This is a genomic window from Gordonia hankookensis (genome assembly GCF_014673215.1).
In the GTDB taxonomy this organism is placed as follows: Bacteria; Actinomycetota; Actinomycetes; order Mycobacteriales; family Mycobacteriaceae; genus Gordonia; species Gordonia hankookensis.
The window spans coordinates 571,967-596,182 of the sequence record NZ_JACWMS010000002.1; the positions used below are offsets into that span (position 1 = coordinate 571,967).

The 24,216-nt window shown below is 66.7% G+C and carries 28 protein-coding genes; 11 read left to right on the top strand and 17 right to left on the bottom strand.

The window, feature by feature from the left end; translation table 11 throughout:
* Positions 1-32: 32 nt before the first annotated feature.
* Positions 33-551 (bottom strand): DUF5709 domain-containing protein, encoded by a 519-nt coding sequence (locus tag IDF66_RS09915; RefSeq protein WP_164308231.1) that lies wholly within the window; start codon positions 549-551, stop codon positions 33-35.
* Positions 552-1,211: 660 nt separating this feature from the next.
* Here IDF66_RS09915 and IDF66_RS09920 point away from each other — a divergent pair.
* Complete coding sequence (locus tag IDF66_RS09920) at positions 1,212-1,862, top strand: DUF2189 domain-containing protein (protein WP_190266717.1); 651 nt, start codon at positions 1,212-1,214, stop codon at positions 1,860-1,862.
* A 116-nt stretch (positions 1,863-1,978) separates the two neighbouring features.
* Here the strand turns inward: IDF66_RS09920 and IDF66_RS09925 are convergent, their stop codons facing one another.
* Positions 1,979-2,554: a DUF4282 domain-containing protein gene (locus tag IDF66_RS09925; protein ID WP_190266718.1), complete on the bottom strand. Its 576-nt coding sequence runs from the start codon at positions 2,552-2,554 to the stop codon at positions 1,979-1,981.
* A 106-nt stretch (positions 2,555-2,660) separates the two neighbouring features.
* On the opposite strand from IDF66_RS09925, the gene IDF66_RS09930 reads away from it, so the two are divergent.
* Positions 2,661-3,254 carry a hypothetical protein gene (locus IDF66_RS09930; RefSeq protein WP_164308228.1) on the top strand — a complete coding sequence of 198 codons (594 nt, stop codon included), beginning with the start codon at positions 2,661-2,663 and terminating at the stop codon, positions 3,252-3,254.
* A gap of 42 nt (positions 3,255-3,296) precedes the next feature.
* Here IDF66_RS09930 and IDF66_RS09935 read toward each other — a convergent pair whose 3' ends face one another.
* Positions 3,297-3,866, bottom strand: coding sequence for an HdeD family acid-resistance protein (locus tag IDF66_RS09935; protein WP_190266719.1), 570 nt, complete (start codon positions 3,864-3,866; stop codon positions 3,297-3,299).
* A 67-nt stretch (positions 3,867-3,933) separates the two neighbouring features.
* Between IDF66_RS09935 and IDF66_RS09940 the strand changes: the two genes are divergently transcribed.
* Positions 3,934-4,812, top strand: coding sequence for an acyl-CoA thioesterase domain-containing protein (locus IDF66_RS09940; RefSeq protein ID WP_190266720.1), 879 nt, complete (start codon positions 3,934-3,936; stop codon positions 4,810-4,812).
* A 52-nt stretch (positions 4,813-4,864) separates the two neighbouring features.
* A complete protein-coding gene (locus tag IDF66_RS09945; protein ID WP_190266721.1) occupies positions 4,865-5,938 on the top strand; it encodes a DUF4185 domain-containing protein in 1,074 nt (357 codons plus the stop codon).
* A gap of 65 nt (positions 5,939-6,003) precedes the next feature.
* Here IDF66_RS09945 and IDF66_RS09950 read toward each other — a convergent pair whose 3' ends face one another.
* The 3 genes from IDF66_RS09950 to IDF66_RS09960 all read right to left on the bottom strand — a co-directional run bounded on the left by IDF66_RS09950 (position 6,004) and on the right by IDF66_RS09960 (position 8,471).
* On the bottom strand, positions 6,004-6,624 hold the full coding sequence (locus IDF66_RS09950; RefSeq protein WP_190266722.1) for a DUF305 domain-containing protein: 621 nt from the start codon (positions 6,622-6,624) through the stop codon (positions 6,004-6,006).
* A 106-nt stretch (positions 6,625-6,730) separates the two neighbouring features.
* Complete coding sequence (locus tag IDF66_RS09955; RefSeq protein WP_190266723.1) at positions 6,731-7,153, bottom strand: hypothetical protein; 423 nt, start codon at positions 7,151-7,153, stop codon at positions 6,731-6,733.
* A gap of 10 nt (positions 7,154-7,163) precedes the next feature.
* Positions 7,164-8,471 (bottom strand): phosphatase PAP2 family protein, encoded by a 1,308-nt coding sequence (locus IDF66_RS09960; RefSeq protein ID WP_387998860.1) that lies wholly within the window; start codon positions 8,469-8,471, stop codon positions 7,164-7,166.
* A gap of 176 nt (positions 8,472-8,647) precedes the next feature.
* Between IDF66_RS09960 and IDF66_RS09965 the strand changes: the two genes are divergently transcribed.
* Positions 8,648-8,863: a hypothetical protein gene (locus IDF66_RS09965; protein ID WP_164308222.1), complete on the top strand. Its 216-nt coding sequence runs from the start codon at positions 8,648-8,650 to the stop codon at positions 8,861-8,863.
* Positions 8,864-8,889: 26 nt separating this feature from the next.
* A complete protein-coding gene (locus IDF66_RS09970) occupies positions 8,890-9,660 on the top strand; it encodes a deoxyribonuclease IV (protein WP_164308221.1) in 771 nt (256 codons plus the stop codon).
* Here IDF66_RS09970 and IDF66_RS09975 read toward each other — a convergent pair.
* The gene (locus tag IDF66_RS09975) at positions 9,643-10,224 is read right to left on the bottom strand and encodes a TetR/AcrR family transcriptional regulator (protein WP_387998855.1); all 582 of its coding nucleotides are present in this window, start codon (positions 10,222-10,224) and stop codon (positions 9,643-9,645) included. The genes IDF66_RS09970 and IDF66_RS09975 overlap by 18 nt on opposite strands.
* A gap of 84 nt (positions 10,225-10,308) precedes the next feature.
* On the opposite strand from IDF66_RS09975, the gene IDF66_RS09980 reads away from it, so the two are divergent.
* Together IDF66_RS09980 and IDF66_RS09985 are read left to right on the top strand one after the other, a co-directional pair.
* The gene (locus IDF66_RS09980) at positions 10,309-11,247 is read left to right on the top strand and encodes a DMT family transporter (protein ID WP_190267425.1); all 939 of its coding nucleotides are present in this window, start codon (positions 10,309-10,311) and stop codon (positions 11,245-11,247) included.
* Between the two features lie 123 nt (positions 11,248-11,370).
* On the top strand, positions 11,371-13,215 hold the full coding sequence (locus IDF66_RS09985) for an acyl-CoA dehydrogenase (RefSeq protein ID WP_164308220.1): 1,845 nt from the start codon (positions 11,371-11,373) through the stop codon (positions 13,213-13,215).
* Between the two features lie 92 nt (positions 13,216-13,307).
* Here IDF66_RS09985 and IDF66_RS09990 read toward each other — a convergent pair whose 3' ends face one another.
* The gene (locus IDF66_RS09990; protein ID WP_190266724.1) at positions 13,308-13,925 is read right to left on the bottom strand and encodes a malonic semialdehyde reductase; all 618 of its coding nucleotides are present in this window, start codon (positions 13,923-13,925) and stop codon (positions 13,308-13,310) included.
* Positions 13,926-14,024: 99 nt separating this feature from the next.
* Here IDF66_RS09990 and IDF66_RS09995 point away from each other — a divergent pair, with 99 nt between their 5' ends.
* Positions 14,025-14,408 (top strand): winged helix-turn-helix transcriptional regulator, encoded by a 384-nt coding sequence (locus IDF66_RS09995; RefSeq protein WP_164308218.1) that lies wholly within the window; start codon positions 14,025-14,027, stop codon positions 14,406-14,408.
* 74 nt (positions 14,409-14,482) lie between these two features.
* On the opposite strand, the gene IDF66_RS10000 is transcribed toward IDF66_RS09995, so the two are convergent.
* The 3 genes from IDF66_RS10000 to IDF66_RS10010 form a co-directional block, all read right to left on the bottom strand.
* Positions 14,483-15,259, bottom strand: a complete 777-nt coding sequence (locus tag IDF66_RS10000; protein ID WP_164308217.1) for an SDR family NAD(P)-dependent oxidoreductase — start codon at positions 15,257-15,259, stop codon at positions 14,483-14,485.
* A gap of 79 nt (positions 15,260-15,338) precedes the next feature.
* The gene (locus tag IDF66_RS10005; RefSeq protein ID WP_417398483.1) at positions 15,339-17,039 is read right to left on the bottom strand and encodes a VanW family protein; all 1,701 of its coding nucleotides are present in this window, start codon (positions 17,037-17,039) and stop codon (positions 15,339-15,341) included.
* A gap of 191 nt (positions 17,040-17,230) precedes the next feature.
* Positions 17,231-18,526, bottom strand: coding sequence for an acetyl-CoA C-acetyltransferase (locus IDF66_RS10010; protein WP_190266725.1), 1,296 nt, complete (start codon positions 18,524-18,526; stop codon positions 17,231-17,233).
* Positions 18,527-18,671: 145 nt separating this feature from the next.
* On the opposite strand from IDF66_RS10010, the gene IDF66_RS10015 reads away from it, so the two are divergent.
* Together IDF66_RS10015 and IDF66_RS10020 are read left to right on the top strand one after the other, a co-directional pair.
* Positions 18,672-20,027, top strand: a complete 1,356-nt coding sequence (locus IDF66_RS10015) for a 3-oxoacyl-ACP reductase (protein WP_164308215.1) — start codon at positions 18,672-18,674, stop codon at positions 20,025-20,027.
* On the top strand, positions 20,027-20,941 hold the full coding sequence (locus tag IDF66_RS10020; RefSeq protein ID WP_190266726.1) for a MaoC/PaaZ C-terminal domain-containing protein: 915 nt from the start codon (positions 20,027-20,029) through the stop codon (positions 20,939-20,941). Before IDF66_RS10015 ends, IDF66_RS10020 begins: the two co-directional genes overlap by 1 nt.
* Before the next feature lie 65 nt (positions 20,942-21,006).
* Here IDF66_RS10020 and IDF66_RS10025 read toward each other — a convergent pair whose 3' ends face one another.
* From IDF66_RS10025 to IDF66_RS10045, 6 genes are all read right to left on the bottom strand, one after another.
* A complete protein-coding gene (locus tag IDF66_RS10025; protein ID WP_164308213.1) occupies positions 21,007-21,618 on the bottom strand; it encodes a DedA family protein in 612 nt (203 codons plus the stop codon).
* A 163-nt stretch (positions 21,619-21,781) separates the two neighbouring features.
* Complete coding sequence (locus IDF66_RS10030; RefSeq protein ID WP_190266727.1) at positions 21,782-22,312, bottom strand: acetyltransferase; 531 nt, start codon at positions 22,310-22,312, stop codon at positions 21,782-21,784.
* A gap of 22 nt (positions 22,313-22,334) precedes the next feature.
* Positions 22,335-22,514: a hypothetical protein gene (locus IDF66_RS10035; protein ID WP_164308211.1), complete on the bottom strand. Its 180-nt coding sequence runs from the start codon at positions 22,512-22,514 to the stop codon at positions 22,335-22,337.
* 2 nt (positions 22,515-22,516) lie between these two features.
* Entirely contained in the window at positions 22,517-23,053 is a 537-nt protein-coding gene (locus tag IDF66_RS23765; RefSeq protein ID WP_223309405.1) for a hypothetical protein, read from the bottom strand.
* Positions 23,050-23,619, bottom strand: a complete 570-nt coding sequence (locus IDF66_RS23770; RefSeq protein ID WP_223309406.1) for a hypothetical protein — start codon at positions 23,617-23,619, stop codon at positions 23,050-23,052. Before IDF66_RS23770 ends, IDF66_RS23765 begins: the two co-directional genes overlap by 4 nt.
* 72 nt (positions 23,620-23,691) lie before the next feature.
* A complete protein-coding gene (locus tag IDF66_RS10045) occupies positions 23,692-24,087 on the bottom strand; it encodes a hypothetical protein (RefSeq protein ID WP_190266728.1) in 396 nt (131 codons plus the stop codon).
* Positions 24,088-24,216: the final 129 nt, after the last annotated feature.

A 24,216-nucleotide genomic window follows, 5' to 3' on the forward strand; every position in this document is an offset into this window, starting at 1 on the left:
AGAGATGATCCGGGATCAGACGTGAGCCGGGATCAGTCGCCGTCCCGGTCGGCCTCTTCGGATTCCTCGACTGTGTCGACGTCGATGTAGTGCACCGCGGCCTCCTCGGCCGAGGCGCCCGCCCCGTCGATACCGGCATCGGTGGCGATGGACTCCTGCTCGTCGTCCACCCCGGTGCCCTCGTCGGGCGCGATCAGCCGGCCCGCCCGGCCGCCGCCGGCCTGATCGGTGTCGTCGTAAGCGTCGTCACGATCGGAAGCGTGTGAGCGCCAATCCTTTTCGATGTCGTCGAGCGGGTCGCTCGCGCCGATGTCGGGTTCCTCCTCGGAGAGCCGCTCGTCGAGGGTCTCGCCATCCCGCTGTTCCTGTGCGGTCAGCCCTCGACGTGCGCCGCTCGGACGGTGATCCGGCGGCGAGTAACCCTCGTCGAGGACGTCGTCCACACCACGATCGTCGAGGGTGTCCTCGGGCTGGAGCTGGTCGTCGTCGTCGAGGCTGTATTCGCCGTCGGACCCTTCCGGGGTGCTGCCGATGTCACTCACGACCTTCACGATGCCAGTCCCGACGGGCGGGATCCACCGCGACGGAGAATCGTCGCACCGTCGACACGACACGCATGGACCGTCGTCGAGCGTCCGAAGCATTGTTGTCACTGACACGCCGCGGCAAACCGGAAACACCGTGGTCCGCGGCCGAGGTTCCGTATCCTCCGACCCATGACCACACCGCCCGATCCACGCAATCCCGGCAACCCCGAGCCCGACGACGGTGCCGGATACCCCGGGCAGGCCCCGGAACCCGCTGCCGGAAATCCGCCACCGTCCTCTCCCCCTCCATCCTCTCCGCCTCCATCCTCTCCGCCTCCATCCTCTCCGCCTCCCGGGTCGTACCCACCCCCCGGATCGCCGCCACCGGGATCACCCCCGCCCGCGTCGGGCCCCCCAGCCGGGTCGACCCCGCCGCCTCCCGGCGGCTATCCGCCGCCCGGCTCGTACCCGCCGCCGGGTTCACCGCCACCGGGATCGGGATACCCCCCTCCGGGTGGCAACTACCCCCCGCCCGGCGGCAGCTACCCGCCTCCCCCGCCCCCCGGTGGTCAGCCGGGCGGATACGGGCCGCCCCCGGGTGGGTACGGTCCGCCCCCGGGCGGTGCGTACGGCGCGGTCCCCGGGGCCTCGGGCTACGGCGCACCCGCGACATCGCAGTTCTCCGTGGGTGATGCGATCAGTTACGGCTGGAACCGCTACAAGGACAACGCTCTTCCGTGGATTCTGATGGTCCTGATCGCGGTCATCGTCTCGGGTGTGATCAGCGGGATCGGCAGGGCGTCGTCCGCGCTGTGGATCGAGCTGGTGTTCGGCATCATCAGCGCGATCGTCGGCTACGTGTTCCAGGGTGCGTTCGTCCGAGGCGCACTGGATGAACTCGACGGCGGCAAGCCCGCGATCGGGAACTTCTTCCGGCTCAACTTCGGACCGGTGATCATCACCGCGCTTCTCGTGGCGATCGGCACCTACATCGGCCTGATCCTGATCATCATCCCGGGCATCATCTTCGCCTTCCTCGCCTACTGGTCACTCACCTTCGTGGTGGATCGCGACCTGGACGCGATCGCAGGCATCAAGGCGAGCTTCTCGGTGATCAGCAAGAACGCCGGTCCGCTGTTCCTGCTGGCCCTGGCATGCATCGGACTCAACATCGTCGGCGCCATCGTCTGCCTGGTCGGCCTCCTGGTGTCGATCCCGGTCACCGTGATCGCGAGCACGTACGCCTACCGGTTCTTCACCGGCGGACAGATCGCGGCCGCCGGCCTCGCGGCGCCGCAGGCACCGCCGCCCTACCCGCCCAATCAGCAGTACTGATCTCGCGGTACGGATCTCGGCGCCACCGCAACGGACGAACCGGCCGCCACCCTCGGGTGGCGGCCGGTTCGCCGTCTCGGCACCCGGACGTCAGCCCGTGGCCATGGCGTTGGCTCTCACAATCGTCCGTTGCCACGATGGTGGACGTCTTCGGACAGCCGGACCACGGCGTAATAGAGCTCCAGGGTCACCCGCAGGAATGCGAGGTAGATCAGCCCGATGATCGGGGCCAGGATCAGCGCGACGATGCCCGCACCGATACTCTCCGCGAACCCCGCGATGATGAAGACGATGACGCCCAGGCCGAGGACGATCGTGCCGAGGATGTACACGACCTTCACCAGCGCGGGTGTCACGAAGGAGTTGAACCCGAAGTCGAACAGGGCGGCGAAGAAGCCCTTCGACGACGCCTGGCCGGGGCCGGTCGGCGGCGCGGCGGGGTATCCACCGAACCCACCGGACGGTTGCGCGCCATGACCCGCGCCCGACGGCGGCCCGTAACCGCCACCGGCGGGCTGTGTCCCGTAACCGCCACCGGCGGGCTGTGCCCCGTAGCCGCCACCGGCCGGCGGTGTCCCCCAGCCACCTCCGGGCGGCTGGGACCCGTAGCCGGGCGGCGGGGTGTGACCACCGGGTGGGTTGTACCCGGGGCCGTTCGGATCGTTCGGATTCGTCGGATCTCCTGATGTCATGGCGCGAGGCTAGCAACGGAGTGCGTGATGCGCGGGAGTCGGAACACTTTTGCGCCTTCTCGGACGAAAGCGCTCGCATCCGGGCAGTTTGCGGAACAATCGAGGAATGATCGAGGAGATGCAGGACGAGGCCGAGGCCCTGCTCTCGGCGGGCGAATACACCCATGCCCTCGCCGAATTCTCGGTGCTGCGCGAGATCCGGTCCCGTCGCGAGGGCCCGTACTCGATCAAGTACCTGTCGAATCTCCACGACTGCGTCCGGTGCATGTCGCAGCTGCATCTCTGGGCGGACTCGACGCCGTTGTGCCGTGAACTCCACGGGAAGTACGTGCGGACCCATGGACCGGGCCAGACCGACACCGTCGACGTGGCCAAGCACTGGGCGTGGGCACTGCTCAACCTGCACGACTATCCGCCGGCCGTCCGCCTCTACCTGACCACCGCCGACGCACTGTGGGATGCCGACCCCGACCAGGCCCGGCGGCTGCTGGCAGCGGCGGTCGCCCACCGTACCGACGCCGATCCGCTGGCGATGATCGCCACCGACGACGCCCTCGTCGGCAACACCCTCATCGACACCGCACGGCTGACCCACAGCCACGACGTACTGGTGATGATCAACCGGCTCGTCGACGAGCTCCCGGCCAACGCGGAGTCGGCGCGCGCGTCGGTGACCTTCGACGGGCTCGCCATCGCCTGAACTCCGGGGCGACGGCGAGCCTGCCGGCTCAGATCGTCTGGCTCAGATCGTCGGTTCCTCGATCTTCTTGGGCAGTGTCACCAGCGTGACCACGCTGACCACGATCAGCATGATCGCGGCGACCCACAGGAAGGTGGCCAATGCGAGTCCGGGGATCGCCATCATCACGATGCCCGCGATGATCGCGACGACACCGGAGAGCACCAGCAGCCACCGCGGCGTATGCACCGAACCGGCCACGGCGTGCGCCAGATCGGCGACGCCCTGGAAGATCCAGCCGATACCGATGAAGATCGCCAGGAACACCAGCGACTCCTCGGGATTGAACAGCGCGATGATGCCCGCCGCGAGGATCAGCACCCCGACGAGGCCGAGGACGAACCGCCAGCCACCGGACAACAGGTTGGCCGCGAAGGCCGTATAGATCCGGAACAGCCCGGCCACGATCAACGAGATCCCGAACAGGACACCGATCACGAGCAGCGTCGCGCCCGGCCATATCAGCGCGATGATTCCCAAGACGATTCCCACGATGGACGTCGCGATCATCATCGAGCGAACGGCATTCACCAATTCGTTCGGAATCTGCCTTGCGTAATCTGCAATTGTCATGGAGGCAGGTTAGTACGTCTCGGAGGGTGCGACACCACATTCACCCGCCGAACAGAAGGGAAAATCAGTGTCGCTGATCGCATTCTTCTCGCACGATTCCGGGACGGCCGATTCCAGTGCGGAAGAATCCCGCGGATACACCCCCACCCGATTCGCGGCCAGCCTCTGGGCGCCGTCGACGTTGAACGGTCCCGCGGTGTGCGCGCTCGCCGCCCGCGCCGCCGAAGACGAGTTCGCGACGGAGGGATTCCGCACTGCACGGTTCACCATCGAACTGTTCAAGGTCGCCAGGGACACCGTCACGGTCACGCGGGGCCGACTCGTCCGCGACGGCAGGCGGATCAAGGTCGCCGAGGTCGACGTGATCCAGGCCGCCGACGGTGTCGAGGTGATCGTCGCGCGCAGCACCACCGTGTTCGTCAGGGAGAGCACCGATCCACCGGGCGAACGCTGGAGCAGGCCTGCCGACGCAACCCGGTTCCGGCCGCCCGAGACCGATGCCGACGATCATTTCCCCTGGTACGGGACCACATCGGAACACGGCGGGGAGATCATCTGGAGCCAGGACATGGCCGCCCAGCAGCACGGGCAGCGGAAATGGCTGTGGACCCGTGCCGTCTCCACCGTCGTCGGGGAGGATCCGACGCCGTTCCAGCGTGCGGTGATCAGCGGGGAGTCGACCAGCCTGGTCTGCAATTGGGGCACCGCGGGCATCGCCTACATCAACTGCGATCTCACCGTCGCGTTGTCCCGATTGCCGGTCGGCACCCGGATCGGTGTCGAGGCGGCCACCCACCTGGAGACCGACGGGATCTCGACGAGCACCGCCAACCTCTACGACGTCGACGGACAATTCGGGGTCGGCATGGTCACGGGCGTGGAGAATGCGGCGGCGACCATCGATTTCACATCGGTGAAACCCGGCGAAAGGTATGCCGAAGGCTGACAGACCTTATGTCGCGCTCCGATGACTATCAGGTCTTGATAGGGTCTCGCTCATGATGCGGCGTCTAGGACGATGGAGAACGGCATTCGCGGTTTCCGCCCTCGCGACCACTTTGACGGTGAGCCTGGCAACCACGCCATCCGCCGACGCTTTCCCGGTCGCAGCCGGTAACGGCAAGGTCGTCGCACGCCTCACCGGGCCGGGTTCGATCAACGACACGGTCGGCAGATACAACATCGTCGGTACCGACCTCGGTGTCATGTGGGACAACGGTCACGGCGAGATCATGACCGCCTTCGGGGACACCCAGTCGTTCAACGGATGGTCACTGCTCTACGGCCAGCTCTGGTACTGGCGCTCCAACGTCCTGCTGCGCAGCACCGACCACAATCTCTCCGACGGCATGACGTTCACCGGCCACGCCGGCAGCCCGGGCAACGCCAAGCGACTGCTGAAGCCGGATCTGCGCCGTGAGGTCACGATCATCCCGACCGCGGGCATCGCGGCGAACGGCAAGCAGTACATGAACGTCATGTCGGTGAAGCACTGGGGACCGCCGGGGATCTGGTTCACCAACTGGTCCGGTCTCGCCGCTTCCACCGACAACGGCCAGAACTGGAAGGCGGTGAACGCATTCCGGCCGAACGGCGGCGGCAACCACAAGTTCCAGATGGCCGCCTACCTGAAGGTCGGCAACACCGTCTACACGTACGGAACACCCGACGGACGCTGGGGTTCGGTCTACCTGGCGCGGGTCAACGAGAAGGACATCGAACATCTCGGCAAGTACGAGTACTTCTCGTGGGGTCACTGGGTCAAGAACAATCCGGAGTCGGCCACCCCGGTGATGGCTGCGCCGACCGGCGAGTTGTCGGTCGCCTGGAACGACTATCTCGGCAAGTACATCTCGCTGGGCACCAAGGACAACGGTGTGGTGTTGCGGACCGCCGACAATCCATGGGGTCCGTGGAGCTCCGGTGAGATCGTGGTGCCGGCAAACGACCCGTACTCCGGGTACGCACCCTTCATCCACCCGTGGTCCAAGGGCAGCTCGCTGTACTTCACCTACTCGATCTACACCGGGTATCAGGTCTATCTGATGCGGCTTCCGCTGAACAAGCCCTGACGCGCGACCCGCATCGGGCCGCCACGGCCGGGCACCCCGCCGTGGCGGGGCACCCGGCCGACGGGTCACTGCCCGAGCATCTGCTTCATCTCACCGATCTCCGCCTGCTGAGAGGCCTTGATCTGTTGCGCGAGAGCCCGTGAGGGACCGTCGATGCCACGCGCGAGTTCGTCATCGGCCATCGCGACCGCACCCTGGTGATGGCGGATCATCCCGTCGAGCCACAATCGGTCGAACTCCGTTGCGCGCGCGTCGGTGAGCGCGGCCATCTCGTCGTCGGCCATCATGCCCGACATCGAGTGGCCGCCATCGCCGCCGTGGCCGGCGTGCTCATTCGACTCGGCCGGTTCGGCCGGGACGCCCCAGTCGGCGAGGCGGGTGGTCATCTGGTCGATCTCGGGTTGCTGGGCGTTCTCGATCCGCTCGGCGAGGGCACGGATCGCCTGCGTCGTGGTGCGTTCGTCGACGAGTTCGGCCATCGCGAGCGCCTGACGATGATGCGGGATCATCATCTGGTTGAAGGCGATGTCGGCGTCGTTGTGCGACACCGACTCCGACCCGGCGACGGCCGAAGCGGAGGCCGAGGTCGCGGGCGAGCTCGTCGCCTGGTCGTCTGTGCCGGTCGAACACGCCCCGAGAAGGGCGGTCGCGAGCAGGATCGAGCATGCGGTTGTCTGTCGTTTCATCGAAGAATCCTCTGCAGGAGTGGTGAATCCGACCCGCGCGGCATCCGGGTGGACGCGCGCAGGCAGGGCTGATCGGCGACCGGACACACAGTCCGGCACGAGCCCATCAGCAGCGGATCACCTGCAATCGCAGATGTGTCGGGATGGCCCACGGAGGGGGTCGGCCCGCCCGCAGACGCAGCCACCCGCGCACCGAACGGAGCAACGGCGGGATGGGGAAGCCCCAGGCCAGTACGAGGACGGCCAGGATGATGACGTCGGGATCACCGGCACGGATGAACACGCACGCATGCTGATGCAGCCCGCAGTCGGTACCGCTCATCGTGGTGTCGTCGAGGACCCCGTGCTCTGCCGCTTGCATCACCGACGAGGACGGCGGATGGCCGGCGCCCGAGGGCTCATGATGACCGCCACCGGTCGCGCAATGCGCAACGACGGTGTGCATGATCAGGATCGCCGTCGCCACGGTCAGCAACAGACCGGCTCCGGGCGCGCTGCGGGGCAGCCTGCGGAGACGGACGATCGACACGCCGACGAGCCTACCGGGGCGCAGTCACCCCGGCCTCGGCCCCGGCTTCCGGCTGGGCCTCGGCCTCGGCCGCCTCACGTCGCTGCTTTCGCGGGATCAGCCAGTACTTGTCGACCAGATTCGCGACGACGATGACGAATGCCGCCAACGCCCAGCCGAGCAGGATGTCGAACACGTAGTGCTCGGCGGTGTAGACCAGCGTGAAGGCCATCGCGAGCGCGTAACCCATGAACAACGTCTTGCCCAGCGCCTTGACCCGAGGCCACATGAACAACGCCAGCAACATCGTGAGACCGGCGTGCAGCGACGGGATCGCCGCGACGAGGTTTGCCTTGCCCTGCCCCACCTCGACCAGCGTCGAGGCCGCGTGGATGTTCAGGACGTTCCAGCCGCGGGCCGAGATCCGCTCGACGTACGGCGCCGCGCCGGGCTGCGTGGGCGTGACGTCACCGAGGATGCCGCCACCCGGTGCGCCTGCCTCGTTGGTCATGCACATCGGCTCGCGCGGATGGTCGACCACCTGCTCGGCGGTACAGCGAGCGGCCGCCCACGGCGGTGCGGCCGGGACCAGCGTGTAACCGACCAGCGCGAGGAATGTCGTCGCCACGAAACACGCCGCGTAACGGCGCCACGCCGATCGATCACGCAGCCAGAGCACGGCCGCGGCCGCATACGGGACGATGAAGTACGACATGTAGACGACGCTGGTGATGACCTCCCACCAGGGCGGGGACGCGCCTTTCAGGTGCTCCTGCAGCCACACCGTCGGATTGACGCCGAACAGTGCATGGTCGACGTCGGGTGCCAGATGCCACTGTGTCGGCATGTCGACGATGCGCGCGACGTCGCGGGTCCAGTCGTAGAGCACGAGGATCAACGCGAACGGCAGCCAGTCGATGATCACGCTGATCGCCTTGCGCCGCCCGATGGTGGCGGCCAGCATGCCCAGACAGAGCAGGACGATCAGTTGCGTACGGTCGAAGGCCAGCCCGTTGAGGGCGACCTCGACGACCATGAACACGACCCAGGCAGCGATCGCGACGCGTCGGACCATGGTGAGGTCTCGAGGACTCCCTGGTTCGGGATCGGTCGACGCAGCGGCCGCGATGTCGTCGAGCACCGGTTCGACGCCGGACGGCTCGGTTTCCGGCGCAGATGTCTCGCCGGTCTCGGGTTCGCCGGCATCGGCGGCCCCGGAGTTGTCCGATCCGCTTGTCCCGTCGGGGTCCTCCCCGGACTTCTTGCTCACGGCACGGCGAGACTTCGATCTCGCATCATCGTCCGAGTCCTGGACGTCGACCGCGTCGTCAATGCTCACCCGAGATTCCTGCCCACCCACGCCCCCGCTCGGGGCACCCTGCGTATTCACTTGCCGTCAGCCTAGTGATCATCGGGCGTTTGGTGACCAGCAAACCGCCGCGCGCCCGTCGCGGCCGCCGATTTCCCCTAGGATCGTGATCGGTATCACACCAATCGGACCTGGGGAGGAGTGCCGTGCCCGACCGTTACCTTCGATACGGCGACCAGCGCTACATCATCACCAAGGAGGCCGAGGCGAGACTCGATCGCGCCCTCGACTCGGTGTACGCCGAGGGCAGCCGCGGCCACGAATGGCTCAGTCTCTACAACGGTTCGCAGGCCCCGTGCCGACTCCTGATCGCGACCGGGGTCCCGATCACGATCGAGACGGTGCCGGCCGTCGGCGAGTGACGGCCGGCGCACACTATCGTTGGCCCATGCGCATCGGAGCACATCTGCGTGAGGACACCGACCCGCTGTCCACCGCGAACGAACTCGGCATCGACGTCTTCCAGATGTTCGTCACCGATCCGCAGGGCTGGAAGAAGCCCGCGCCCCGACCGGATGCCGAGGCGATCCGCGATTCGGCCATCGACGTCGTCGTGCACTCGAGCTATCAGATCAACGTCGCGAGTCTGAACAACCGGCTGCGGATGCCGTCCCGTAAAGCGGTCGAGCAACAGGCCACGGCCGCGGCCGAGCTCGGCGCGTTCGGACTTGTCGTGCACGGCGGCCATCTCCGTGACGGCGAGGATGCACGAGAGGGATTCGCAAACTGGCGCAAGCTCTTCGATCGCCAGGTCGACAAGGGCGGTTTCGGCGTGCCGATCCTGATCGAGAACACCGCGGGTGGTGACCACGCGATGGCCCGCACACTGGAGGCGATCGACCGCCTCTGGGAGTCGGTCGGCGATTTCGATCAGGCGGGCTTCTGCCTCGACACCTGCCACGCCTGGGCCGGCGGCGAGGACCTCGTCGGACTGGTGGAACGGGTCAAGGGCATCACCGGTCGCATCGACCTGGTGCACCTCAACAATTCGCGCGACGAGTTCGACTCCGGGCGGGACCGGCACGCGAATCTCGGCGACGGCCACATCGAACCAGCCGTCCTGGCCGCGGTCGCCAAGGCCGCGGGCGCGCCGGTGATCCTGGAGACGCCCGCCGAGGGCATCCCCGACGACCTGAGGTATCTACGCGACGCGCTCTGACCGCAGCAGCTCGACGGCAAGCGATCTCGCCTCGTCGAACGCGTCCTCGACGACGCCCATCCCCGCGGCGACGAGCGCCCCTTCGTGCAGCAGCATCAGTCGCGCCGCGATCGCCCCGGGTGCCCGCGTCCCCGCGGAGTCGACGATCCTGGTGAACAGCTCCAGCATCCATCGCTTCTGTCCGACGATGACGGGATAGGCGGGATGCGCGGGATCGCTGATCTCTGCATGGGCGTTGATCATGCTGCAGCCCTTGGGACCTCGCTCCGCGGCCCAGACGTGGCTCGCGTCGAAGACGGCGGACACCTGTGCGACCACACTGCTGTCGGCGGCCGCCAGCCGGTCGGCCAGGAATGCTCGCCATGAAGCGTCACGGGCGAGCAGGTACTCCACCACGAGTCGCTCCTTCGACCCGAATCGGTCGTAGAGCGTCCTCTTGGTGACGCCCGCCCGCTCGGCGATCGCCTCCACGCCGACGGCGTGGATTCCCTGCGCATAGAAGAGTTCCGACGCGGCGTCCAGAATCGCCCTCGCCTTCGGCGTCCAATCGATCTCGGTGGTCACATGACACAGACTACACCGATCGGTAAAGTCGACCCAATGCCAACTTCACCGATCGGTATATCGGCACGCAGGTCGACTGTGTGGATCAGCGCCTGCCTCTCGATCCTGTTCGTCGCGTCCTGGTCGTCGGGGTTCATCGGGGCCAAGCTCGCAGCGTCCGACGCTCCGGCGACCACGCTGCTGATGTGGCGCTTCGTGCCCGTCGCCCTGGCCCTCGCCGTTGTCGCCGCAGTTCTCGAACGCCGCTCACCCGGCACCCGCCCGGCCCGGCGCGGCTGGGCGGTCCAGGTCGGGGTCGGCGCACTGTCGCAGTGCGGATACACCCTGACCGTGTACTGGGCGATCGGACTCGGCGTCAGCACCGGGACCACCGCGCTGATCGACGGCGTGCAACCGCTGGCAGTGGCCGTGCTGGCCGGACCACTCCTCGGCGCCGCCGTGAGCGGACGGCAGTGGATCGGACTCCTGCTCGGCGCCACCGGAGTGGTGATCGTGACGTGGACAGATGCCGCCACGTCGGCCACGGCCGCACCCTGGTGGGCCTATCTGGTCCCCCTCGCCGGGATGGCGAGCCTGGTCGCGGCCACCTTTCTGGATCGACGCGCGACCACCACCCTGACCCGTACCGAGTCGCTCGCGGTCCACTGCATCACCTCGGCGATCATCTTCACCGCGATCTGCCTGGTCACCGGCACCGCGACGCCGCCTGCCGTGGCGGGGTTCTGGCTGGCGATCGCCTGGCTCATCGGAATGTCGACGCTCGGCGGATACGGCCTCTACTGGATCCTCGTGGACCGCCTCGGCATCACCTCGGTCAACGCATTGATGTTCCTCATGCCGCCGGTCACCACCCTGTGGGGCGCGGCGATGTTCGGCGAACCCCTCACTCCGACGACGGTCGTCGGACTCACCGTCGCCCTTGGTGCCACGATCACCGTCGTTCACCCCCGCCGACGGCGCGAAAACCGTCCGTTTCGTCCGGCCCTCACGGCCGAAGTCCCTGCTGGTGGGCGTCAGTGCTGATCACACCCTGATCGAGTTGGTCTGCGCACGGGATCGGAGGTATCCTGAGGTTACCGGCGAGTAACATATGCGATCGCCGAACGACTCGTAGCCCACCCGGACTTGTCAGAGAAGGAAACTTTCATGGGCCATTACAAGAGCAACATGCGCGACCTCCACTTCAACCTGTTCGAGATGTTCGACCTCGACAAGGTGCTCGAAGAGGGTGACTTCGGCGATCTCGACCACGAGACGGCCGTCGACATGCTTCGCGAGGTCAAGACCCTGGCCGAGGGGCCGATCGCCGAGTCGTTCACCGAGGCCGACCGCAACCCGCCGGTCTTCGACCCGGAGACGCACAGCGTCGCGATCCCCGAGGGATTCACGAAGTCCTACAACGCCCTCGTCGAGGGTGGCTGGGACAAGATCGGCATCGCCGAAGAGCTCGGCGGCCTGCCCGCACCGCGGTCGCTCTACTGGGCCATCGGCGAGATGATCCTCGGCGCCAACCCGCCTGTCTTCATGTACGCCGCGGGCTCGGGCTTTGCGAACATCTTCTTCGACAACGGCACCGACGAGCAGAAGAAGTGGGCCGCCATCTGCTCCGAACGTGGCTGGGGCGCAACGATGGTGCTCACCGAGCCCGATGCAGGCTCGGACGTTGGTGCGGCCCGCACCAAGGCCGTCAAGCAGGAAGACGGCACCTGGCACATCGACGGCGTGAAGCGATTCATCACCTCCGCCGACCAGGACATGACCGAGAACATCTTCCACCTGGTACTCGCGCGTCCCGAGGGCGCAAAGCCGGGCACCAAGGGCCTGTCGCTCTTCTTCGTGCCGAAGTTCCACTTCGACCACGAGACCGGCGAATTGGGCGAGCGCAACGGCGTTTTCGTCACCAACGTCGAGCACAAGATGGGCATCAAGGCCTCGGCCACCTGCGAACTCAGCTTCGGCCAGCACGGCACGCCTGCCGTCGGCTGGCTCGTCGGCGAGGTGCACGACGGCATCGCGCAGATGTTCGACGTCATCGAGCATGCGCGGATGATGGTGGGCACCAAGGCCATCTCCACTCTGTCGACCGGGTACCTCAACGCGCTGGACTACGCCAAGGAGCGTGTGCAGGGCGCCGATCTGACCCAGATGACCGACAAGACCGCGCCGCGCGTCACCATCACGCATCACCCGGACGTGCGTCGTTCGCTGATGACCCAGAAGGCCTACGCCGAGGGTCTGCGCGCGATCTACCTCTACACCGCATCGCATCAGGATCCCGTTGCCGCTCAGATTGTCTCGGGCGCGGATGCCGAGATGGCGCACAAGGTCAACGACCTGCTGCTGCCGATCGTCAAGGGCGTCGGCTCCGAGCGCGCCTACGGCACCCTCGGCCACGAGTCGCTGCAGACCCTCGGCGGTTCCGGCTTCCTGCAGGACTACCCGATCGAGCAGTACATCCGCGACTCGAAGATCGACTCGCTCTACGAGGGCACCACGGCCATCCAGGCGCAGGACTTCTTCTTCCGCAAGATCATCCGCGACAAGGGCCAGGCCCTCGCCCATGTCTCGGGAGAGATCCAGAAATTCCTCGACAGCGAGGGTGGCAACGGTCGCCTGAAGACCGAGCGAGCCCTGCTGAAGACCGCCGTAGACGACGTGCAGGCGATGGCCGCGAGCCTCACCGGCTACCTGATGAACGCCCAGGAGAACCCGCAGGAGCTCTACAAGGTGGGCCTCGGCTCGGTGCGTTTCCTGCTGTCGGTGGGCGACCTCCTCATCGGGTGGCTGCTGCTGCGTCAGGCCGAGGTGGCCCTCGCCGCTCTGGATGCCGGCGCCGGGAGCGCAACGGATGACGACAAGTCCTTCTACGAGGGCAAGGTCGCCGTCGCCAGCTTCTTCGCGAAGTCCATGCTCCCGCTGCTGACCGCCGTCCGCGGCACCGTCGAGAACATCGACGCGGACATCATGGAGGTCGACGAAGCGGTCTTCTGATCGGTTCGTCGCTCACGACACACACCGAGAACTCCCACTCACACACGAAACATCGTGTGTGAGTGGGAGTTTTTCGTGTCGCCGCGGAGGCGTCAGGCCCAGGCCACGGCGGTCTCGGCGGGCACCCGGGGCAGCCGATCGAACCATGGGTTCTCACCGGGATGGCCGATGTTGACCACCAGATGGCTCTTCCACGTCGTGCCGGCAAAGAACTCGGCGTCGACACCCGCGCGGTCGAATCCGCCCATCGGGCCTGCCGCGAGACCGTGCGCCCGCACCGCGAGCAGGAAGACCCCGGACTGCAGAGCGGCGTTGTATTCGGCCATGCTCTCGACGATCTCGTCGGGCATCGACCCGAAGCGTTCGGCGAGCATCTCCGCGCGATCGGGGAAGGTCGTCGAGAAGTGGTCGTGGAACCGGCTGTCGTAGGCGAGCACCGCCACCGCGGGCGAGGCGAGGACCTTGTCGCGGTTGCTGTCCAGCATGTGGGGCGCCAACCGCTCCCGCCCTTCGGACGTGCGGATGAACAGTGCGCGCAGCGGCTGTCCGTTGCCGCCGGACGGCGACCACTTGGCGAGGTCCCAGATGCCGCGCAGTTCCTCGTCGGACACCGGGACATCGGCGAACGAGTTGGCGGTGCGTGCGTCGGTGAACAACAGCGACCGGCCGGTGTCGTTCAGTGGTTCGAGGTCGCTACGGACGTCGATCATGGCATTGCTCCTGTGTTGAATGTAGCTTGCTTTTGCGATGCTACTACTAAATTAGAAGCTACACCGATCCGGATGGTGTTCGTTGATACCATCGACTCCATGACCCCTCGTCGCGCGCCAACGGTGACCCCGGCCCCCGAGGCCGAACCACCTGCCTGCGACGCGACGCTCTCCCGGGCATTTCTGTTCCTCGGCAAGCGCTGGAACGGGCTGCTGCTCGGTACCCTCATGCACGGTCCGGCCGGTTTCGCCGAACTCAAACGCGGCCTGGGGATCAGCGATTCGATGCTGTCGGACCGCCTCAACGAACTGACGAGGGCCAACCTCGTGGAACGCAGCGTCGACCCGGGCCCCCCGGTGACCGTGACCTACGCACTCACCGCCGACGGCAAGGCGATCTCGCCGGTTCTCGAGGCGCTCATCGAATGGGCGAGAAACCACCTCACCGAGGGCGCCTGCAGCGGCGACGACCTCAAACCCTGATCAATGGAAAAATCCCACTGGCACACGAAACATCGTGTGCCAGTGGGAGTTCCGTCCGGATCGAGTGGTCGGGACTACTTCGGTGGCATCCGGATGCCACCGTCGACGCGGATGACCTCGGCGTTCATGTACGAGTTGGTGACCAGCTCGACGACCATCGACGCCAGTTCGTCGGGCTTGCCGAGACGATGCGGGAACAGCACGGACTCGCCGAGCTTCGCCTTGAACGCCTCCGAGGCCTCTCCCTCACCGTAGATCGGGGTGTCGATCAGGCCGGGGGCGATGGTGTTGACGCGCACGCCCACCGCGGCGAGGTCACGCGCGACCGGCAGGGTCATGCCGACGACGCCGCCCTTCGACGACGAGTACGAGGCCTGGCCGATCTGACCGTCGAAGGCCGCGACACTGGCCATCGAGACGACCGCACCGCGTTCGCCCGACTCGAGCGGCTCGTTGCGGCTCATCGCGGTCGCGGCGAGCCGGATGCAGTCGAAGGTGCCGATCAGGTTGATCGCGATGACCTTCTTGTAGGCATCGAGATCGTGGGCCGACGAGAACTCGCCGTCCTTGCCGATGGTGCGCTGGGCCCAGCCGATGCCTGCCGAGTTCACCAGGGCCCGCAGCGGGCCGAGCTCGGTTGCCTTGGTGACGGCCGCCTCGATCTGCGCGGTGTCGGTGACGTCGACGCGCACAAAGGTGCCCCCGACCTCTTTGGCCAGCTCCTCGCCCTTGTCGGCCTGCAGGTCGGCGACGACGACCTTGGCCCCCTTGGCCGCCAGCTGGCGAACCGCCGCCGCACCGATACCGGATGCGCCGCCCGTGACAATTGCACTTGCTCCATTGATATCCACGAGGTGGAGATTACATCGCAGGATGGCATCGCCGACACCCGCACCGAGCGATTGCTCGGTGGCACTCACCAGCGGGCCGTCAGACGCAGGCGACCTTCGGTTCCGGATCGTATTTCACGGTGCGGGTGTGCCGGCGAACCTCCGCGCCGCTCGTCGCGTCGGAGATCACCCGGGTGTTGGACGTGGTGAATCCGCGGCTGCCGCTCGAGGCCATGCAGTCGTCGCCCTTCGGCAGCTTCACCAGCGGCGGCTCGGTGTAGGCGTGGCGGGTGCCGGTGATCGACTCGACGTCCATGGTGGTGGTACTCCACATCCGGACCGTCACGTCCGACGGCGTCCAGTTCGTCTCGATGTAGACCCCATGCGGCGTGTTGTTGCGGAACACGAGGTCGATGGCCCCCTCGAAGACGGTGGCCTCGCGTGCTTCCGGATAGCGGGAGATGTAGTAGGAGTGCTCGGTGTGGTCGACGTCCTCGAGGCCGGCGAAGTACGACGCGTTGTAGAGCGTCGTCGCGAACTGCGAGATGCCACCGCCGACCGCCTTGGCGGCGTGGCCGTGGTCGATGATCGTCGACGTCACGTAGCCCTGTGCGGTCCCACGGGGTCCGGTGTGGGTGTTGAGCGAGAACGTCTTGCCCGGCAGGACCAGCGCACCGTCGACCTCCTCTGCGACGAGCCGGATGTTCTCACCCGACGCGCTGGTGAATCCCGACGTCGTGAACTCGCCGACCACCTCGCGGACACCGAGATTGCGAGCAGCGTCCGTCGTCAGACGCGCCGGGAGAGGCTTGTAGGCCACCGCGACGACACGTTCGTCTGAGGCATCGGCACCGGTCGCCACCGCCGCTATCGAGGCGAAGGTCTTCGTCCAATCGACCCGGGCGCCGTCACGGGCCGGTACCACGGTCGGACTGCCCGTCCGCACCGAGAACGTGGCATCGACGGGCTTGCGCTCGGTGGCCGCGAGCCGGGGACCGAGCAGGGCCGCACCCTTCTCGGGGTCGATGACCGGCCGCAGTCCGCCCTGACCGTCGGGGCCGAAGGACAGGATCGATCCGAGCTGGGCGGGCTCCACGCGCACGGACTTGCCGTCGGAGCCCTTGAGTGTGAGCGGTCCGGCGACGGCGCGGGCGGCGGGGCCGGCCGCGGTGGCACGGACCACGTCGGCCGACACCGTCGGATCGAAATCCTCGAGCGGCAGATCGATCGGCTGCCCGTCGAGCCATCTCTCGGCGAGCGTCGCGGCAGCAGCATCGTGGGCGACCCGCTCGCCCGCGACCGGCATGACCTCGACCGGAGTGACGCCCTCATACCGCACCGCACCCTCGACGGCCGCCTTCTCGAGGGTCGGTTGTCGGTCGTCGAGCGTCCTGTCGAGCGCCGCGCGATCGATGTGCACGACGGGGTCGACCGTCGCAGACATGCCGACCATGCCCGCCAGCCGTGTGAACGGATTCTTCGGCTGTTCCATCAGTCGGTCCAGCGTCGCAGCGGGGTCGAAGGTGAGTCCGAGCGCCTCGGCGTCGACCATCGCGGTGCCCGACTCCGTGCGAAGCCAGACCGGTTCGGTGGTGCGGGCCGACAGTTCGTCGACGACCTTCTGGGCCTCGTCCCGGTCGAGATGCCCCGCAGGCACACCCGCCACGACAACGCCGCGTGCGGTCTGGTCCTTGGTCAGAACGAGATCGGTGGCGAGTACCACGCTCACGACGGCGAGCGCACCGACCATGGTGCGCACCGCGGTACGCGCTGTCGGAAACGTGCTCACGAAATCAACCATATGTGGAGAACCGCAGAAGGGGGTGGCGAGAGGCGCCGGAAAAAGTAGGCGCCCCGGCCGAGCTGCCGGGTCGGGGGTCTGGCAGCTCAGCCGGAGCTACTCGTATATCTACGCTACTTTGCGTTGCGTTACATCTATCCCGGAATTTTTTTCACCGAGCGTGATCGGATCGATGTCGGGGCTGGTGAGGCCTACCCCTCGACGATCGCGGTGACGCCCTGACCACCGGCCGCGCAGATCGAGATCAGCGCGCGACCGCCACCGTTCTCCTTGATCGTCTTGGCCGCCTGCGCGATGATCCGGCCGCCGGTGGCCGCGAACGGGTGGCCCGCGGCGAGCGACGATCCGTGCACGTTGAGCTTGGTGCGGTCGATCGCACCGAGCGCGTTGTCGAGGCCGAGGCGCTCCTTGCAGTACTCATCGGATTCCCACGCGGCCAACGTCGCGAGCACCACCGAGGCGAATGCTTCATGGATCTCGTAGAAATCGAAGTCCTGGAGCGCGAGTCCGTTGCGCTCGAGCAGACGCGGCACCGCATAGGTCGGTGCCATCAGCAGACCGTCGGGCCCGTTGACGTAGTCGACGGCCGCGCTCTCGCTGTCCACCAGATAGGCCTGCACCGGCAGACCCTTCGCGTCGGCCCACTCGTCGGTCGACAACAGCACCGTCGAGGCGCCGTCGGTGAGCGGGGTCGAGTTGCCCGCGGTCATCGTCGCGTCGCCCAGCGAGACCCCGAACACCGGCTTGAGCGTGGCGAGCTTTTCCGCGGTGGAGTCGCCACGCAGATTCTGGTCCCGGGTGAGACCCAGGAACGGCGTGATCAGGTCGTCGAAGAAGCCACTGTCGTAGGCGGCGGCCATGTTCTGGTGACTGGCCGCGGCCAGTGCGTCCTGATCGGCCCGCTTGACGCCGAACTCCTTGGCGGTGATGGCGGCATGTTCACCCATCGACATACCCGTGCGCGGCTCGCCGTTGCGCGGGATCTCGATGCCCAGTTTCGGGAGCAGCTTCAGGGCGGCGAGGGCCTGGTCCTTGACGCTGCGGGCACGGTTGACCTCGAGCATCTGACGACGCATCGACTCCGAGACACCGATCGGCGCGTCCGAGGTGGTGTCCACACCGCCACCGACCGCGACGTCATAGCGACCGGACGCGATGCCGTCACCGACGGCGACGATCGCCTGCAGGCCGGTGCCGCACGCCTGCTGGATGTCGAAGGCCGGCGTGTACGGGGAGAGCGACGACCCCAACACACACTCACGGATGAGGTTGAAGTCACGCGAATGCTTGAGCACCGCGCCGCCTGCGACCATGCCGAGCTGCTCGCCCTGCAGGTTGAAGCGGCTCACCAGCCCGTCGAGGGCTGCGGTGAACATCTCTTGGTTGCTGACCTTTGCATAGGCCTTGTCCTGGCGGGCGAACGGAATCCGGTTGCCGCCGAGGATCGCGACCGGACGCGTGCTGCGGGTCTTGGGTGCTTGAGCCACTTCGATCTCCCAGGGGGTGTAGTTCGATGTCTATGAGCTATTCTTACTCATGAGTAAGTTAGTTGTCGAACGACGCTCACTCAGGCGTCGTCGCACATACCGCACCGTCTGACCGACCTGCCGAAGAAACCTGAGGAGATATCCCGTGGCAGCCACTGGCCTGTACTCGAATTTCGTCCACTCCGCCCCCGGTTCGTTCATCGCCAAGCAGGCGGGCCTGCCGGTCCCACCCACCTTGCGTCGGTACAAGCCCTCCGAACCCGCCCTGCCGGGCCCCGTGCTGCTCGGCGGCGCCGGCCGCGTGGTCGAGCCGCTGCGCGAGATCCTCACCTCGCCCGACTACGACGTGATCCAGAACGCCACCACCGGCCGCAGCGCCGACAAGTACGGCGCCCTGGTCTTCGACGCGACCGGGATCACCTCGCCGGCGGAGCTGCGTGAGCTGTTCGAGTTCTTCGCGCCGAACATGCGCTCACTCGCGCCGTCGGCGCGGTTCCTGGTCATCGGCACCACGCCCGAGCTGATCAGCGATCCGAACGAGCACGTCGCGCAACGTGCGCTCGAGGGCTTCACCCGCTCGGTGGGCAAGGAACTGCAGAAGGGCGCCACGGTCCAGCTGGTCTACGTGTCCCCCGACGCCAAGACCGGGCTGACCGGGCTCGAGTCGACCATCCGGTTCGTGCTCTCCGCGAAGTCGGCATTCGTGGACGCGCAGGTCATCCGGGTCGGCGCCGACGATGCGAAGGCCCCTGCCGACTGGGACAAGCCGCTGGCCGGCAAGGTCGCCGTGGTGACCGGTGCCGCCCGCGGCATCGGTGCCACCATCGCCGAGGTGCTGGCCCGCGACGGCGCCCATGTGATCGCCGCCGACGTCCCGCAGGCAGGCGAGGCCCTGTCGGAGACGGCCAACCGCATCAAGGGCACCGCGTTCCCGCTCGACGTCACCGCCGACGACGCAGGCACCAAGCTCGCCGAACACGCACTCGAGCGCCACGGCGGCATCGACATCATCGTCAACAACGCCGGCATCACCCGCGACAAACTGCTCGCCAACATGGACGCATCGCGTTGGGACGCCGTCATCGGGGTCAACCTGATCGCACCGCAGCGGTTGGTCAACGACCTGCTGGAGAAAGGCGCACTGCGTGAGGGCGGTTCCGTGGTCGACGTCTCCTCCATCGCGGGCATCGCAGGCAACCGCGGCCAGACCAACTACGGCGCGTCCAAGGCGGGTGTGATCGGACTGGTCGACACGTATGCGCCGATCCTGGCGGAGAAGGGCATCACCATCAACGCGGTGGCCCCCGGCTTCATCGAGACCAAGATGACCGCGGCCATCCCGGTGGCCACGCGCGAGGCCGGACGCCTGATGAGCTCGCTGCAGCAGGGCGGCCAGACCGTCGACGTCGCGGAGACCGTGGCCTACTTCGCGAGCCCGGCGTCGAGCGCCATCACCGGCAACGTGGTCCGCGTGTGCGGCCAGGGATTCCTGGGTGCGTGATGGCCAAGACGATCACGCTCCCGAGCGCACCGGGCACCGCGGAGGTGTACTCCAAGGCCGTCGGCGCCATGCTGCCGGTCATCGGCAAGCCGGCCACCGTGCGCGCCGACGCCACCATCCCGGACCGGCGCTACCGCCTGGAGAACATCCGCGTGGATGCGCAACGGCTGCACGCCTACACGCGGGTCACCGGGCAACGGTTCGGCTCGACGCTCCCGGTCACGTACCCGTTCGTGCTGCAGTTCCCGCTGGCGATGAAGGTCATGACCGACAACGACTTTCCGTTCGGCGCCGTCGGTTCGGTGCATGTCGAGAACAGCATCCACCGGCTTCGGCCGATCGGTGTCGACGAGCCGCTGACCATCGACACACATGCGGAGAACCTGCGCGAGCACCGCAAGGGCCTGCTGGTCGACATGATCTCGGAGGTCCGCGTCGGTTCGGAACTCGTGACCACGCAGGTGGCGACGTTCCTCAAGCAGCAGCGAACCAGCCTGTCCGACGAACCGCGTGGGCCGGCGCCCAAGGAGATCGCGCCGCCGCCCCCGGACGCGGTGCTCTCAGTCGACCTCGGGCGCATCCGCCAGTACGCCGAGGCGTCCGGTGACCGCAATCCCATCCACATGGGCAACCTGACGGCCAAGGCATTCGGCTTCCCGAAGGCCATTGCGCACGGGATGTGGAGTGCGGCAGCGGCAATCGCCAACGTCGAGGCACAGTTACCCGACGACGTCACCTACACGGTGCGCTTCGGCAAGCCGATCCTGTTGCCCGCCAAGGTGAATCTCTACACGCGGCGGATCGACGGAGCCGGCGCCGGGAGCGGAGCGAATATGAGCGGCAACTTCGACCTGTCGATCCTCAACCGGCGCAAGGGGTATCCGCACCTCACGGCGACGACTCGGAGCGCCTGAACCTCGTTCACGCAGAACTCCCACGAACACCGGATGCTTTCCGTGATCGTGGGAGTTCTCTGTGTTCAGTCGGTCTGCCGCGACCGCACCTTCCGCCAGACATACCAACTGACTGCGCCGACGATCAGCGCTGCGGTCGCATAGAGCAACAGCGTTGCGCCCAGTGCCGCACCGGCGAAGTAGCCCACCAGCAGCACGGTGGTCGCCCAGGTGGTGGCACCGATGACGTCGGCGATGCCGAAACGGAGCGGGCGCATCCGGGTCATCCCGGCCACCGGCGGCACGAGGGTGCGCACGTATCCGATCCACCGTCCGGTGGCGACTGCGACCATGCCGTCCCGGTCGATGCGTGCCTCGGCACTCCTCCACCGCTCCTCGCCGAACCGACGACCCGCTCGCGACGCCTTCACCCGATGCCCGGAACTGTGCCCGATCCAGTAGCCGGTGACGTCGCCTGCGACCGCGGCCACGCAGACCGCCACCACGAGCGCGCCGATCGAGGTCGGTCCGACGGCCGCCGCGACGCCTGCCGCCAGCAGTGTGGCCTCGCTGGGCAGGATCAGGCCCAAGATGAGGGTGGAGGTCTCGGCGTAGACGACCGCACACGTCACCAGGTACACCGCCCACGACGGCACCGATTCCACCAGCTCGACGAGCCAGTCGGCGATTACGTGCACTGATCGAGGATACTGGGCCGTCCTTCGACAGCACTCGGGGCCGGTACCGGCACCATCGAGCACCCCACGGATCAGCCGGCGAGGTATCCGATGAGCATGCCTGCACCGAAGCCCAGGATCGGGTAGGTGACGAGCATGGAGAACTTCCCGGTGAAGTACGTCTTCATCTGACGCCACTTGCTGGGATTGTCGTCCTGATCCAACGCTCCTCCATGTCTCTGATCTCGAATTCCGTGCTGTCCCAATCGTCGACTGCGGTCGTGGCCGTCACGATCGACAACATGGAGTGGCCGACTGGCGTGAGGTAGGCGAGTTGCGAACGTCGGACACGTAGTCCCTCGCCGTCGGCCCGATACGTGCCCTCGTCCACGCTGAGGTTCCCGTCAGGTCGGACGTCACTAGTCAGGATCCTGCCGCTGTCGAGAGCGCCGATGTCGAAACCGGTGTCGATCTCCGCGAGGTCTATCACGTCGGTCTGGCCGAGATCGAAATACTGGACGGCCACGTTGGGCACAAACCTCGGGGTCGGAGTGGCCGAACGCAGCAGCACTCGACTCGCCATCGCGGCGTGAGCCGACTCGGCATCCAGCTCATACCAACCGGGCGCAGGCGTGAAGTCCAGGGATTCCGTTGTCGCGCACAATGTCACCGTGCAGCCAAAGCGGGCGATCGCGTATTCGGTGGCGGCGATCATGAGTTGTCGGCGATCCTTCGTCTCAGTGGAACAGCGCATCGCCGAAGTACAGTCCGACGATGAACGCGAGACCGGTTGGCAGTACCACCAAGCGGTTGGTGACAAAGCTGATGGACTCCGTGGTGTAGTACGAGAATCCACGGGGAAACGACTTCGCGAGATGACGGGGTTCACGCGTGCGCTTCTTGGAATTGCGAGTCACCACTAGTCGAACCAACCTTTCACGATCTTCGCCGCATCGGATCCGGCCTTGCTGCCAATTGCGGCACCGATACCGGCACCGATCGCGGTACCGACGGGTCCCGCGAAAGACCCGACCACCGCTCCAGCCGCCGCACCGCCGACCATACCGCCGGCGAGCGCCCCGCCCGTCGCGGCGGCAGCGTCGCCTCCGTCCTGCTCACCCCTGTCGTACTTGCTGAATTCGTCAAACCCTGTGACGGCTACTCCAAGGAGACCAGAACCGCGCGCCATGGTTTTGCCCAGTCCATTGAGCCTGGCGATATCGTCAGCGCTCATCCCCGCCTGACCCACCGACCTCCTGGGCCGACTGTAGGCATCGCGGACATCTTTACCTCGCTGTTCAGCGGCAGCCATGGCCGCCGTTACCGCCGGGCTCGTCAGATCACCGTGTGCAGGGTCCGCCGCCAACGCATTCTGGATGTAAGCCAGCCGGGACGGATCGATGTCGACAGGCTCACCGGCCTGCAGCTTGGCCAACTGGTCAGTGGTCAAGTTCATCGCTCGAGCAAATCGGCCGCGTTGCTCCGGAGTGGCCGTGCCATTGCGGATTGCCTCGCTGTCACCGGCGGCCAACGTCGGGTCGATCGCTCCGCGGTTGGCCGCGATCGAGGCGGGCGTGATCCCCCGATTTCCGCAAGCGCCGCGTTGATGGCATCCCTGGAATTGGTCACGGCGGTATCCGCAGCAATGCCCAGGTCATGCAAGGCCGTCTGGTGCTCATGCGCTGTGCCGGTGTCGAACTCGGCGCCGTCGGGTGCGCGACCGGGCTGGAAACTCACGGTGTAGCTACGGCTGCCTCGGTCGAGGATGTAGCCGTCCGCATCGGCGAGCGTCGTCCGATTCGCCAGTGCGGTCATGGCCCCACGGATGTCCGGTGCCCCGGCGTTGAGTGCGGCAGCGAGGTCGCCGTACTCATCGGCCACTCCCTTGAGCCATCGGGTGATCCCGGCGGCCCGGTTGTCGGCGGGCCCGCGTGCCTGCCCCGCCCACTGCCTGGCCGTCAGGTTGAGGACCGGGTCTCCGGCCTTGGGCGCTTCGACCTCGAGATGTGCCTGAACTCTCACGATTCCGTTTGCTATGGAGGTCAAGACGTCAGGATTCCATGCCATCACCTCGTTGTAGCTGGGTGGCATTCGTCACTTCACCGAGAGCAAGACGTCGATCGGGACCGGACGGTCTGTCTGTTGCCCCTGACGAGTGGGATAGGGGACGGTATCTCGCAGCCTGCCGGCGTTCTGCGCGTCGGTGTCGACAGTCGTGTTCTTCACGCCGACGACCAGTTCCGAGAACGCCGAAACCGCGCCAGACGCGTTGGCCAGTGACGCAGAGATCTTCCGGTCCGCGGTCGCGGCGACTGCGGACATATCGCTCGTCGCGCCCTTGAACTGTCCCGCCAGTTGACTGAAGGTCGACGTGGCCCCCTCGAGGCCGGCGTGCGAAGTGAGTTCGAGCGCCATCAGCCGCGAGGCGCAGCGTGATATCTCCGTCGCCGCCGCACCGACGGCGGATGGATCGACCACCAGATCAGACATTGCTCCCCCTTGTTGAATCAATCTCCTGCATAAAGGAGGGGTGCAAATCTGTCAAATCCGACACGGGCATCAGCCGGAGAGGTGGCGTGCGGCTCGGATCCACCGCTGCGACCGAGCGACCAGAGTTTG